Source organism: Paenibacillus sp. FSL K6-1566 (genome assembly GCF_038050475.1).
Classification (GTDB): domain Bacteria; phylum Bacillota; class Bacilli; order Paenibacillales; family Paenibacillaceae; genus Paenibacillus_AQ; species Paenibacillus_AQ lactis.
Genome location: NZ_JBBOSR010000001.1, coordinates 4,944,389 through 4,958,148, shown reverse-complemented (window position 1 = coordinate 4,958,148; position 13,760 = coordinate 4,944,389). Strand labels below are relative to the sequence as shown.

The following is a 13,760-nucleotide window of genomic DNA, read 5'->3' as shown; positions in this document are numbered from 1 at the left end:
CGGAATATCCGAGGCCCCAGTTCATGCGCAAGGCATGGCTGAGCCTTAATGGAGAGTGGGAATTCGGATTTGACGACGGAGACGTCGGCGAGCAGGAACGGTGGTATGAGGCGGACGGCTCCGCTTCATTCCCCCGAAAGATCAACGTGCCCTTCGCGTTCCAAAGCAAGCTGAGCGGCATCGGGGATCCCTCTTTCCATGACGTGGTGTGGTATCGAAGAAGCTTTCACATCCCGGATAATTGGAAGGGAAAAACCATTCTGCTTCATTTCGGCGCCGTCGATTATCTGGCAAAGGTCTGGGTTAACGGGCAGCTTGCGGCTGTTCATGAAGGGGGCCACACACCGTTTCAAGCGGATATTACCCGCTTCCTCGTTGAAGGGAGCAACACGCTGGTGGTCAGGGCCGAGGACTTCAGCCGTGATGTTACGCTGCCGAGGGGAAAGCAATACTGGCTTGAGAAATCGGCCAGCATCTTCTACACGCGGACGACGGGCATTTGGCAGAGCGTCTGGCTGGAGCCTTTATCCGCCGTGCACCTTAGAAAAACGGTGGTTACGCCGGATATCGATCGGAATGAAATCCGGATTCGCACCTTCGTTGAAGGATTGAAGGCGGCAGATGATATAAAGCTTCAGGTTACCGTAGCGTACGGGAACGAAGTCGTGGCCGAGGATCAATATTCGATCCGCAGCGGCGAGCAGCTGCGGACCATCGGCCTCGGGGATTTCACGGATCATGGCCTTGGGCGGCTGTGGAGCCCCGAGCATCCGAATCTGTACGATTTGGAGCTTCGGCTCGTATGCGGCGGAGAGGTCGTCGATGAGGTTGCCAGCTATTTCGGCATGCGGAAGGTGTCGATCGAGGACGGCAAGCTGTGCTTGAATAACCGGCCGTATTATCAAAGACTGGTGCTGGACCAGGGGTATTTTCCGGAAGGCATCCTAACCGCTCCTTCGGACGATGCGCTGAGACGCGACGTGGAGCTGACCAAGGAGATGGGCTTCAACGGCGTGAGGAAGCACCAGAAGACGGAGGATCCAAGATTCCTTTATTGGTGCGACCGGCTCGGGCTGCTTGTGTGGAGCGAGGCGGCGAATGCGTATGACTATTCCGAAGAATATGTGCGCCGCTTCACCAAGGAATGGCAGGAGATCATCGAGCGGGATTATAACCACCCGTGCATCGTCACCTGGGTTCCGCTGAATGAAAGCTGGGGAATCCCGAATGTCCGCATGGACAGCCGGCAGCAGCAGCACGGGTTGGCCATGTATCATTTGACGAAATCGCTGGATGATACGCGGCCGGTGGTGTACAACGACGGCTGGGAGCATATGACCACCGACCTGGTCACGATTCACGACTATGAGAGCCGTCAAGAGGTGCTGGAGAAGCGGTATAAGAGCGTGCAATCCGCCGTGGAAGCGATGCCGGCCAACCGCAGCATTTTCGTCGGAGGCGCTTCCTATCAAGGGCAGCCCATTCTCGTATCGGAGTTTGGAGGCATCGCCTTCAAGAAGAGCGAGTGGGAGGGCTGGGGATACTCGGGGGCGGACAGCGAGGAGGATTTCCTGATCCGGCTCAAGGCCGTCGTCGACCCGATGCTGACCTCGCCGGTCGTTCAAGGCTACTGTTATACGCAGCTGACCGATGTCGAGCAGGAGATCAACGGTCTGCTCACCTACGACAGGCGGCCGAAAGCGCCGCTTGCGAAGATCCGCGGGATTATGACGGGGACGCTAACCGAGCCGCTTAGTCCGGAACCGGATATGCGTACCGAGTCGCAGCAGGCTGATCCCGAAATGGCAAGATAGGCTTTTGTAAATAAGGATTTTGCAAGAATCCACAGAGCGACTTTCAATCAGCAATATATAGAGCGAAACGGTTTAGTTCGTCTATATATTGTACCCTGGAGCGGCTTGAATCGAATTTTGCAAAATGCTGAAATATAAAACAATCCAGACATAAAAGGAGTAGACCATGACTCATTCATCTAATATCCCGCGCCCCGAGTACCCGAGACCCCAATGGGTCCGGTCCGATTGGGCCAATCTGAACGGCCAGTGGCAATTTGAAATCGACCACGGCAAGAGCGGCAAGGACCGCGGCCTGACGGATCCCGGATACCAGCTGTCCGGGACGATCACGGTGCCTTTCTGTCCGGAGAGCAAGCTCTCCGGCGTAGAATATAAAGACTTTATGGCCGCTGTATGGTATAAACGGGCGTTCACCGTGCCGGAAGGCTGGGCCGGGGGCAGGATCCTGCTCCACTTCGGCGCCGTCGATTATGCAGCCGAGGTATGGGTGAACGGGACGGTTGCCGGCTCGCACCGCGGAGGGTACACGCCGTTTAGCTTCGACATTACGTCCCATGTCGTGCCGGGCAGCAACGTCATTACGGTATATGCGGAGGACGACGTTCGTTCGGGGCGCCAGCCGAGAGGCAAGCAGAGCGGGTTATACCACTCGCACGGCTGCGACTACACCCGTACGACAGGGATATGGCAGACGGTATGGCTTGAGCATGTGCCAAAGGCTTATATGGCGTCGATGAAATTGGTGGGGGATCCGGATAATGCCTGCGTGCATCTCGAGATTGCGGTCGAAGGGAGTGCGGCCGGGGAGCGGCTTGCCGCTTCCGCCTATTTCGACGGCCGGCTTGTCGGCGAAGCCGGCGCGATCGTATCCGGACCTTCGGTTAAGCTGACCGTTCCCTTGTCGGAGATCCATCTGTGGGAAGCAGGAAACGGACGGCTGTACGACCTGGCCCTGTCTTTGACCGACCAGGGCAGCCCAAGCGATTCCGTCCAATCGTATTTCGGTCTTCGGACCCTACGTCTTGACGGCATGGCATTCCGGATTAACGGCAAATCCGTGTTTCAGCGCCTTGTGCTGGACCAAGGCTTTTATCCGGACGGCATCTACACGGCGCCGAGCGATGAGGATCTTCGCAGGGATATAGAGCTCTCCATGGAGCTCGGTTTTAACGGGGCCAGGCTTCACGAGAAAATCTTTGAGCCGCGCTTCCTGTACTGGGCGGATCGCCTAGGCTATCTGGTATGGGGCGAGCACGCGAACTGGGGCTTGGATATCACGACGACTGAAGCGGTGTCCCGTTTTCTGCCGGAATGGCTGGAAGGCGTAGAGCGGGATTTCAATCATCCCGCGCTTGTCGGCTGGTGCCCGTTTAACGAAACGTGGGATAAGGATGGCACGAAGCAGCATAACGATGTCCTTCGCATTGTTTACGAGGTGACGAAGCGAATGGATCCAACCCGTCCGGTGATCGACACCAGCGGGAACTTCCATGTCGTCACCGATATCTTCGACATTCATGACTATGATCAGAATCCGGAGACGTTCCGCCAAAAATTTGAGTCGATGAAGGACGGCGGCGAGGTTTACAATACGTTTCCGAACCGGCAAACCTATGGAGGGCAGCCGTATTTCGTCAGCGAGTACGGCGGGATATGGTGGAACCCGGACCAAAGGGACGGGAAGGCCTGGGGGTACGGCGAGAGACCGGCTTCCGAAGAAGAATTCCTTGCGCGTTACGAGGGTTTAACGAGCACGCTGCTGGATCATCCGATGATGTTCGGATTCTGTTACACGCAGCTGTACGACGTGGAACAGGAAGTCAACGGGTTGTATACCTACGAAAGAAAGGCGAAGTTTGACCCCGAGGTCATCCGCCGCATCAATTCGCGTAAAGCGGCCATCGAGGATTGATATCCGGGAGCTTGCCATCCTGTGGCCGAAACGCGCTAAGCAGGAACTAATAATGCTGCCCGCAGCGGTTTCGAAGGCGGGCCGTGCCGAATAGCCGTTTTGGAGCATGATCATACATGTACCGAAAGGAACGTGAACCGGATGATGAATAAGAATTTCAGGAACACCTTGCTGCTGTCGATATGCGCGCTGCTTGTTTTTCCGATCGGCCAGACCTCGCAAGCGGCCTCCGTTCAGAACAACTTCTATAACGTTGTCATGCAGGAGGGGGCAGACCCTTGGGTGTATAAGCATACGGACGGCTATTACTACTTCACGAAAACGACCGGCGGCAACGTGACGATCTGGAAATCCGCCCAGCTCACTACGATTGATGCGGCCCCTACAGCGGTGGTAAACACGGGCTGCTGCAACATTTGGGCACCGGAGCTGCATTACATTGACGGCGCCTGGTATATTTACTACGCCAAGGATGACGGAGACAATGTCAATCACCGCATGTACGTCATGGAGAACAAATCGCCGGATCCGACCCAAGGCACGTGGGAATACAAGGGGCAGATCACCGATCCGACGAACAAATGGGCGATTGACGGGACGGTGCTGCAGCACGGCGGGGAGCTGTATTTCATCTGGTCCGGCTGGGAAGGAGACGTCAACGTCCGTCAGAACCTGTACATCGCCCATATGAGCAATCCATGGACCATCGACTCGGAGCGGGTGGAGATATCCAGGCCGACGTACAGCTGGGAGACGAATCATGTTCCCCATGTCAATGAAGGACCTCAGGTCATCGTCCGGGACGGTCTTATTCTTCTTGTCTATTCCGCAAGCGGAAGCTGGACCAACGACTATTGCTTGGGACTGATCACCGCCAGTGTATCCAGCGATCCTATGGATCCCGCTTCATGGACCAAGCGGGACCAGCCTATTTTCAAGTCCGGCAACGGGCTTTACGGTCCCGGCCACCATTCGTTCACGAAGTCTCCGGATGATACGGAGGACTGGATCATGTATCATGTAGCCAAATACAATAATGCCGGGTGGAACCGGGAGGTTCGGATGCAGAAATTCACGTGGCATGCGGATGGCACGCCGAATCTCGGCGAACCGGTCGATCCGAACACGCCGATTCCTCTGCCTTCCGGCGAACCGGCCCATCTCCGGTATGAAGGGGAGGAGGGAGCTTTCGGCGGGGCGGCCTATGCATCGGAAAGCCCGAACGGCTCAGGCGGCCTGAAGGCAGGTCATATTGATACCCCGGAGAGCTTCGTGGATTTTAACGTTCACGTCCAGGAGGCAGGCGAGTATATTTTGCTTGCGCGCACCGCCAACGGGACGGCCGGGGGCGGCTGGTCCTATCTGCAGCTGAGCGTAAACTCGGGCGAGCCGAGCCGGTTCCACATCACGAATAAAGGCTGGGAGAATTGGGGGCTGTCCACAGCCAGAGTCCAACTGAAAGCCGGAGCCAACAAGATCCGGTTTACGAAAGGTGAAGGCTACGGCGAGATTGACTTCTTTGATATTAAACCGGCGAATTAAGATGCAGGACACGGGTACCGCGTGATTGAAATGAAGGCGAATCCAATCGAGAGGGGCTTCCGGATTTTCCGGAGGTCCTTTTCCTTCCATTATTCATATTCCGCAATCGATCAGCATCATGAAAAGCCAAGCGGCAGCACCGGCAGGCGTCATTGTTTTTCACTACCGTTCGAAGTAAGATGATTGTAACGATTAAGATAAAGGGGAGCGGATTCGTGCTGGAACTTAGTTTTAACGACCCGGAGAAGCTTGTTAAGGTAACCCATGCTTTGTCGACGCGTTCCCGGGTAGATATTCTTCGCCTCTTGAATTCCAAAAACTTAAACATTATGGAAATCGCGGAGACGCTTAATCTTCCCGTATCGACCGTCGCCAGCAACATCAAGGTATTGGAAGCGGCAGAGCTGATCAATACGGAATTGCTTCCGGCATCCCGCGGAGCGATGAAGGTATGCAGCCGGAATTACGATGACATTCATATCGCCCTTAATTTAAGGAATACCATGCCCAAAGGAGTCATGCATGTCTATGAGGTGGACATGCCCATCGGGCATTACAGCGACTGCGAAGTGCACCCTACTTGCGGAATGGCGAATGCCGAAGGCTACATCATCAAGGAGGACGAACCGGCGAGCTTTTATCATCCGAAGCATGTGAACGCTCAAATCATCTGGCTGCGCAAAGGGTATTTGGAATATTTGCTGCCGATGGATATTCCGGCGGGTGCACGCATCGAATCGCTGGAGCTGTCGATGGAGATGTGCTCCGAGGCGCCCAATTACGACAATAACTGGCCTTCTAACATCTCGGTATGGGTGAACGAAGTGGAGATCGGCATGTGGACCAGTCCCGGCGATTTCGGCGACCGGCGCGGAAAGCTCAATCCGAACTGGTGGTATGACTGGGCGACGCAGTATGGGTTTCTCAAAACATGGCGGGTCGATCATGAGAAGACGACGCTGGATATGGAGAAGATTTCCGACGTTACCTTAAGCGATCTTCGCATCTCGGAAAGCCCGAAATTGCGGCTGCGCATCGGCATCAAGCCCGATGCCGTACACCAGGGCGGGCTGAACCTGTTCGGTCGCCAATTCGGAGATCATGAGCAGAATATTTTGATGCAGGTGAAATATACGATGGACCCGGAAGAGGAAGACGTTTAAAGTTGGATATTCGGCATTTGAAACGGCTGCACAGGAGGATTTTCTGTGGGCTGTTTTTTTTCGTTTGAACTAAACATGTTTTACGGTTAAGGAAGGAAGATGAAATTCAATTGATTATATATGACGTCATAATTAAAATATTTCGAACAAATAGGTCGTTATTAATTGCATTTATTCCATCTATAGTGTACATTAATGTTATCCAAATTGGATTTAGGAATCATATATGAGGTCGTTCTGTATCTGAGGTTGTAAGTATCATTCTTGCAGGACCCGAAAGTCCATACGAATCACATGAACGAGAACAAGAGAGGATGAGTGAGACATGTACCATTCCATGAAGCGAATCAATATGGGCGTTATCATTTGCAGGCATTGCAGCTCTCTAGTAGATACGGTGGACACTAATAAGATTGCCGTGTTTTACGGCGTGTGCGATAAGCCGGAATGCCGGCAGCTGCACAAGGCCGGCGAGGGATCGGTACGATCCGCAGAGGCACCGTAACGAAAGCGGATGCTGTGGGGATCTAGTCCAGGAACTTATTACATCAGATGAGAAACTCGAGAATAATCAGAAGAAGGCGGCGCTGTTCTAGCGCTGCCTTCTTTGATTGAGTCCGAAAAAATTAATCTCTTCGATAGGGGTCGTTGACAAATGAAAGAGTTGTAATTATACTGAAGTTAAACGTTTACGTAATACGTAATGAGTATGTATTTAGATTAGGGGGGAGGTCTTATCACTCCAACGATTAAAGATGTAGCAAAAGCGGCAAATGTATCAGTAGCCACCGTTTCGAGAGTACTCCATAATTTAAATGGTTATTCGCAGAAAACTAAGCTTAAAGTACTTCAAGCTGTGGAAGAACTTGGATACCACCCTAATGCTATCGCCCGGGGGCTTGTTAACAAAAGGACACAAACTCTAGGCGTCTTATTTCCAAACGTGTCCAGTGGATTTTCTTCTGAGATTCTTTATGGTATTGAAGAAGCCGCTCATGAAAAGGGTTACAGTGTTATTGTGTGTAACACAGCAGAAGATGGAAAAAGAACGATGAAGTATTTACAAGTCCTTCGTGAAAAACAAGTTGATGGTGTTGTGTTCACAAGCGAGTTATTGAAAGATGAATATTATCATCAGATGAATGACATGAAGCTGCCTGTTGTACTTGTTAATACACATTCTACAAAATACTCAATTCCATATGTGAAGGTCGATGATCGGCAGGCTTCCTATCAAGCTACTGCATATTTAATAGGCAAAGGTCACAAAGAGATTGCTATGATCGCCGGGACTCCTTGGGATCCTGTAGCAGGTATTCCTCGTGTTGAGGGTTACCGGCAGGCTCTTACTGACCACGGTATTCCTTTTGAGGACACAAAAATAGCTTACGGTAATTTTCATATGGAAAGTGGTAGAACAGCTATGGCGAAACTGCTGAAGGAAGCACCGCCTTTTACAGCTCTGTTCGCAGCAAGTGATGAAATGGCAATTGGTGCTATGGGAATGGCTTTTGAAAAAGGGTTGAGAGTTCCTGAGGATCTTTCGATCATAGGTTACGATGATTTAAATTTAGCAAAAATCATTTTCCCACCTTTAACAACGATTCATCAACCATTGGCTGAAATGGGACGACTTGCTGTTGAAAAATTAATAACGTTAATTGAAGAATCCGGTGAGGTACCCAGCAGCATCGTTAGCCATTCCATTGTGGAAAGGCGAACCGTACTTTCAATAAACTAACTTGAACAGTTAAACGTTTACGCTCCGGTTTATAGATCTTTTTTTCTATCATACCGGAGGTAATTCCAAATACGGAGGTGAAGAAGGACTTTTTTGTTCTAAATAGGTAAACGTTTACGTATATTAAGGGGTATTTTTTTAAAAGTTATAAGGATTAGAAAAATTCCCTTTGATAAGGAATCCCGTTATTAAGCCGTTTGATCGTCTTTTACAAATGTAATCGTCGACTTAAACGTTTTAGTATTTGATTAGAACATTAGAGATTAAGGAGTGGAAGTTTTTTGAAGCAAAAGTGGTGGCAGACTGCAGTCATATATCAGATATATCCGCGAAGTTTTCAGGACAGCAATGGTGATGGTATTGGAGATTTAAGAGGAATCATCAACCGCTTGGATTATTTGAAGGAACTGGGCATTACGGCTATATGGCTTAGTCCTGTTTATCAGTCTCCAAACGACGATAACGGCTATGACATTAGTGATTATCGAGCGATCATGCCGGAGTTTGGCACGATGGAGGATATGGAAGAACTGATTGATCAAGCGGATAAGTGCGATATCAAGATTATCATGGATTTGGTTGTCAATCATACTTCTGACGAACATAAGTGGTTCATTGAATCTCGGAAAGGCAAGGATAATCCATACCGGGATTATTATATTTGGAGAGATCCTGTAAACAACGGCGTCCCAAATTCGCTACGTTCAACCTTTAGTGGAAGTGCATGGGAGTACGATTCCGAGAGCGGTCAATATTATCTTCATCTCTTCAGTAAAAAGCAACCGGATCTTAATTGGGAGAACGAGAAAGTAAGACAAGAAATATGGGACATGATGAACTTCTGGCTGGAAAAAGGTGTTGGCGGTTTTCGGATGGACGTCATAGATTTGGTGGGTAAAATCCCCGATCAAGAAATAACCGGGAATGGTCCTAAGCTCCACGATTATTTACAGGAAATGAACCGAGAAACCTTTGGTAAATACGATGTCTTAACCGTTGGTGAAACCTGGGGGGCTACGCCAGAAATCGCCAAGCTGTACTCGGATCCCAAGCGCAATGAGCTATCCATGGTGTTCCAATTTGAACATATTGGTTTAGATCAGCAAGCAGGGAAAGAAAAATGGGATCTTAAGCCATTGGATGTGGGCCAGTTAAAAGAGGTTCTTAGCAAATGGCAGATTGCTTTAGGAAACGAAGGCTGGAACAGCCTGTTTTGGAATAATCATGACTGTCCACGGATTGTCTCGCGTTGGGGAGACGATTCTACCTATCGAGTCGAAAGCGCAAAGATGTTCGCCATCTTGCTTCATTTCATGAAAGGGACTCCTTACATATATCAGGGGGAAGAAATCGGAATGACAAACTATCCTGTTACCGATATTAGCGAGGTTCAGGATATTGAAAGCATTAACATGTACAATGAACGAATCGCAAGCGGATATAAAAAGGAAGATATTCTTGAATCTATTAATGCCAAGGGACGGGACAATTCGAGAACTCCGATGCAATGGGACGATTCGGAACAAGCGGGCTTCACAACAGGACAACCGTGGCTGCACGTTAATCCGAATTATCGGGATGTGAATGTTAAAGCCAGCCTGGCGGATCCGGATTCGATTTTTCACTGTTATAAGCAGCTTATCCGGTTAAGGAAAGAGAACCCTATAATCGTATGGGGTGACTATGAATTGGTCGATACGCCAGCTCATGTGTTCATGTACCTAAGGCGTTATCAAAATCAGACATGGGCAGTCGTAGCGAATTTCAGTCAGGAAAAAACGGTTTTAACATTGCAAAATTTCGGTCAAAGCCATGATGTCATCATTAGCAACTATCACCGTGCATCCGTTGATTTTGCCAATCTCGCTTTGAATCCTTACGAGGCTTTCGCTGTAAAATTATAAGTTTGTGATAAGGCATATTTCTATTAAATTTTATGTTGGGGGAGCATGGAATGAAAAAAATGTTAATATCAGCAACAGCATTGTTCATGTCTGTAAGCATTTTCACGGGGTGTGCTAAAAGTCCTGGTCCGGAAGAGACAAAAACATCAGCGACGGCCGAGGAATTAACGCCATTCGGCAAGTATGCAGAAACCGTTAATTATACCGTCGGGAAAGCTACGCCAGGAATCCCTAAGTTGCCTCAAGGTCAAACCTATGAAGACAATGCCTACACACAGTATTTGAAAGAAACGTTAAATATTCAAAGTAAAAATAAATTCGAAGCACAATCCGGAGACAATTACGATCAGAAAGTGGCTATGGCTGTAGCATCAGGCGATTTACCGGACATCATGGCAGTAGACGCTGAGACACTTCGTCAATTGGTTGATAATGAAATGATCGCCGATCTAACAGAAGTATACGAGTCGAGTGCCTCGGATATTGTTAAGGAAAAATACGCTTCCTATGGCGGAAGAGCGCTGGAAGCAGCGACGTTTGATGGAAGGCTTATGGCTATGCCATCGACTTCCAATGCGAATATCCCGACGATGCTGTGGGTTAGAAAGGATTGGCTTGATAAGCTTGGCTTGCCTGAACCTAAGACGGTTGAAGATATTGAGATGATCCTAACAGAGTTTGTACAAAAAGATCCCGGCGGCAACGGCAAAGGGAAGACCGTAGGGTTAGCCCTCTCGAAGTCCATCGGTGGCCTATACGGTGCTTTATTCCAGGCCGATAATATTTTCGCTACCCATCATGCATTTCCTCGCCAATGGCTAGAGAAAGATGGGAAGGTCGTATACGGATCCACAACAGAAGAAACCAAACAAAGCTTGGGATTGCTTGCGGACTGGTATAAAAAAGGTTTGATTGACCCGCAGATGGCTGTGCGCGACAGTATTGAATCCATCATTATTAGTGGCGAGGCTGGGGCCTTCTTCGGTCCTTGGTGGTCGGCTGATTATCCGTTAAATGATGCAAAACGTCAGAATCAAGCCGCTGATTGGAGACCCTACATTATTTCTAAGGATGGCAGCGGCGAAGTAACCGCATACACCCAAAATCCGGCTGCGGAATTCTATGTGGTGAGAAAAGGGTTTGAGCATCCGGAGCTGCTTCCGAAAATCGCCAGCGCATTGAATGACAAGCTGGTGCATGAAGATCTGAACTATGAGCCGGTTGTTGAATTTATAAAGGGTGGATTCGATGGCGGTAAACCGCTCGGAATCATGATTAATTATAACGATGCAACTGCGCAAATGTACAAGGATTTAAAGGCTGCCGTCGATGGAGAAAAAGCATACGACACGTTAACGCTGGATGACCGCACGTCGTATGACAAAATTGTAGGCTACATGAAAGATCCAGCGAAGGCCGATGCCAATCAATGGAGCGGATACATGTCCAGAATGGTTGCTGCTAAACTAATGGCGGAAACAAAAATTAATGAAGTTCACCCTGTATTCTTTGGTCAGACGAAGAGCATGAAGCTGAAATGGGCCAACCTGGTTAAATTGGAGGATGAAGCTTTCCTTAAGATCGTTATGGGAGAGGAGCCATTGAGCTACTTCGATACGTTTGTTGATACCTGGAACAAAACCGGAGGAAGTGACATTACTAAAGAAGTAGCTGAGGCCATTCAAGAGTAAGCAGAGATGAAGTGGGACAAGTCAAGGTTTGTACCCACTTCAAACTCTTTTGAAAGAAGGTTATGGGAAAGTATGAGAAAAGGGAAAAAAGCGGTCGGACAGCTTGGATATCATTTTATGATGGCGCCTGGATTTATCTTCTTGATCATCTTTAGCTTTGTCCCGATGTTTGGCATCCTGATGGCGTTTCAAGATTATATTCCGGCGAAAGGCATTTTCAGATCAGCCTGGGTAGGCTTGGAGAATTTCAAATATATGTTCGAAATACCCGATAGCATGAAGATTCTAAGGAACACGGTGGTGATTGCTCTCGGAAAAATCATATTTGGAACCATTGTGCCTATCGTGTTTGCTTTATTATTAAACGAGATTCGGTTGAAATGGGCGAAAAAAACGATACAAACCATCGTGTACCTACCAAATTTCCTATCATGGGCGGTTGTCGCTGCTATCGTAATTAACATATTCGATTACAACGGCCCGGTTAATCAAATCGTCCAATTATTCGGGAAAGATCCCGTTCTTTTCTTGGCGAGCAATGAGTGGTTTAGAGAAATTATCATTAGTACCGATGTGTGGAAGGGATTTGGTTATGGGGCAATCGTGTATCTTGCGGCTCTAACAGGCATTGACCCTGGGCTTTACGAAGCTTCGTCAATCGATGGCGCTAGCCGTTTCAAACAATTGCTGCACATTACACTCCCGGGGATTCTGCCTACGATTATGCTAATCTCGGCACTTAATTTGGGGAATATCCTCAATGCGGGATTTGATCAAATATTCGCCCTGTATAACCCGATTGTTTATGAAACCGGTGATGTTATTGATACCTATGTTTATCGGGTTGGTCTGCTAGGACAGCAATATAGCTTTGCGACCGCAGTTGGTTTGCTCAAGTCAGTGGTGTCCTTTACCTTACTTATAGCCGCAAATCAATTATCCATTAAACTCGTGAAGATGCGGATCTTTTAAGAAGGGAGCACACAATGAAGTCTAAAACATTCGGAAGCCGTTTTGCCGATGCGAGTATATGGGCCGTTTTATTAATTTTGACCGCACTGTGCTTTTTACCTCTGCTTAATATGGTGTCGATCTCTTTTAGTGATAAATCGGCTGCCCAGGCCAATCTAGTTGGTCTATTGCCCGTTAATTTTAATTTCAATGCTTATAAACTTTTACTGGATGATGCACAATTTTGGCGATCGTTTGTCATTTCATTGGAGAGGGTTGTAATTGGTACAGGTTTGAATTTATTGTTATCCGTCCTCATGGCATATCCATTGTCCAAAAACAAGCATAGTTTTCATGCACGCAACGTGTATATGAATATCATGATCTTTGCGATGCTTTTTTCGGGCGGAATGATCCCCATCTTTATGGTCGTTAAGAGCCTAGGATTGATCGATTCCGTATGGTCGCTTATTTTACCGGGCGCGGTACCGATATTTAACGTAATCCTATTGATGAATTTTTTTAAAAGCATTCCGAACGCGCTTGAAGAAGCCGCTGTTATGGACGGTGCTTCCAAAGTCAGAATCCTGTTTGGTATATTTATTCCCATTTCGTTGCCTGCACTGGCTACCATCGGCTTATTCTCAATGGTCGGTCATTGGAATGACTACTTCAGCGGGCTGCTGTACATGAACAGCTCGTCCAACTATCCGCTTCAAACCTATATTCAGCAGCTGACGGTGGATGTAACAAAAATTACGGATCCCTCACAATTAAAATCGCTCGCATCCGTATCGAATAAAACGCTGAATGCTGCAAAAATTGTAGTTTCAATTATTCCTGTATTGTTAGTCTATCCATTCTTGCAAAGGTATTTTGTTTCTGGACTGGTAATTGGTTCGGTTAAAGAATAGACAGAAGGCTAATTGCGAATCTGATTTATATTTATGAGGGCTAGGAAGAAAATCGGAAGAGGGCAGGTTAGAAATAGCCCTCTTCTTATAAAAACCGGTAAGAGATTCAATTAAAAATGAATTGA

The 13,760-nt window shown here is 48.4% G+C and carries 10 protein-coding genes; all 10 read left to right on the top strand.

Annotation, left to right across the window (positions count from 1 at the left end; genetic code table 11):
• Positions 1 to 23 precede the first annotated feature (23 nt).
• The 10 genes from NST08_RS21940 to NST08_RS21895 all read left to right on the top strand — a co-directional run bounded on the left by NST08_RS21940 (position 24) and on the right by NST08_RS21895 (position 13,635).
• On the top strand, positions 24 to 1,814 hold the full coding sequence (locus NST08_RS21940; protein WP_245256036.1) for a glycoside hydrolase family 2 protein: 1,791 nt from the start codon (positions 24 to 26) through the stop codon (positions 1,812 to 1,814).
• 166 nt (positions 1,815 to 1,980) lie between these two features.
• On the top strand, positions 1,981 to 3,729 hold the full coding sequence (locus NST08_RS21935) for a glycoside hydrolase family 2 protein (protein WP_210094994.1): 1,749 nt from the start codon (positions 1,981 to 1,983) through the stop codon (positions 3,727 to 3,729).
• Positions 3,730 to 3,870: 141 nt separating this feature from the next.
• Positions 3,871 to 5,271 (top strand): family 43 glycosylhydrolase, encoded by a 1,401-nt coding sequence (locus tag NST08_RS21930; protein ID WP_186311201.1) that lies wholly within the window; start codon positions 3,871 to 3,873, stop codon positions 5,269 to 5,271.
• A 215-nt stretch (positions 5,272 to 5,486) separates the two neighbouring features.
• Complete coding sequence (locus tag NST08_RS21925; protein ID WP_028404939.1) at positions 5,487 to 6,434, top strand: ArsR/SmtB family transcription factor; 948 nt, start codon at positions 5,487 to 5,489, stop codon at positions 6,432 to 6,434.
• 325 nt (positions 6,435 to 6,759) lie between these two features.
• A complete protein-coding gene (locus NST08_RS21920) occupies positions 6,760 to 6,939 on the top strand; it encodes a GapA-binding peptide SR1P (RefSeq protein WP_251535295.1) in 180 nt (59 codons plus the stop codon).
• 231 nt (positions 6,940 to 7,170) lie between these two features.
• Positions 7,171 to 8,175, top strand: a complete 1,005-nt coding sequence (locus NST08_RS21915; protein ID WP_144871383.1) for a substrate-binding domain-containing protein — start codon at positions 7,171 to 7,173, stop codon at positions 8,173 to 8,175.
• 281 nt (positions 8,176 to 8,456) lie between these two features.
• Positions 8,457 to 10,079: a glycoside hydrolase family 13 protein gene (locus NST08_RS21910; RefSeq protein WP_341342306.1), complete on the top strand. Its 1,623-nt coding sequence runs from the start codon at positions 8,457 to 8,459 to the stop codon at positions 10,077 to 10,079.
• A gap of 50 nt (positions 10,080 to 10,129) precedes the next feature.
• Positions 10,130 to 11,770 carry an extracellular solute-binding protein gene (locus tag NST08_RS21905; protein ID WP_144871387.1) on the top strand — a complete coding sequence of 547 codons (1,641 nt, stop codon included), beginning with the start codon at positions 10,130 to 10,132 and terminating at the stop codon, positions 11,768 to 11,770.
• Positions 11,771 to 11,842: 72 nt separating this feature from the next.
• Positions 11,843 to 12,742, top strand: coding sequence for an ABC transporter permease subunit (locus NST08_RS21900; RefSeq protein WP_144871399.1), 900 nt, complete (start codon positions 11,843 to 11,845; stop codon positions 12,740 to 12,742).
• A gap of 14 nt (positions 12,743 to 12,756) precedes the next feature.
• Positions 12,757 to 13,635 (top strand): ABC transporter permease subunit, encoded by an 879-nt coding sequence (locus NST08_RS21895; protein WP_144871389.1) that lies wholly within the window; start codon positions 12,757 to 12,759, stop codon positions 13,633 to 13,635.
• The last annotated feature ends 125 nt before the right edge of the window (positions 13,636 to 13,760 follow it).

What these genes read in the sequence shown, in the direction of transcription:
- NST08_RS21905 (WP_144871387.1), top strand. Translation starts at nt 10,130, where the DNA reads ATGAAAAAAATGTTAATATCAGCAACAGCATTGTTCATGTCTGTAAGC.
- NST08_RS21935 (WP_210094994.1), top strand. Translation starts at nt 1,981, where the DNA reads ATGACTCATTCATCTAATATCCCGCGCCCCGAGTACCCGAGACCCCAA.
- NST08_RS21930 (WP_186311201.1), top strand. Translation starts at nt 3,871, where the DNA reads ATGATGAATAAGAATTTCAGGAACACCTTGCTGCTGTCGATATGCGCG.
- NST08_RS21940 (WP_245256036.1), top strand. Translation starts at nt 24, where the DNA reads ATGCGCAAGGCATGGCTGAGCCTTAATGGAGAGTGGGAATTCGGATTT.
- NST08_RS21920 (WP_251535295.1), top strand. Translation starts at nt 6,760, where the DNA reads ATGTACCATTCCATGAAGCGAATCAATATGGGCGTTATCATTTGCAGG.
- NST08_RS21900 (WP_144871399.1), top strand. Translation starts at nt 11,843, where the DNA reads ATGAGAAAAGGGAAAAAAGCGGTCGGACAGCTTGGATATCATTTTATG.
- NST08_RS21895 (WP_144871389.1), top strand. Translation starts at nt 12,757, where the DNA reads ATGAAGTCTAAAACATTCGGAAGCCGTTTTGCCGATGCGAGTATATGG.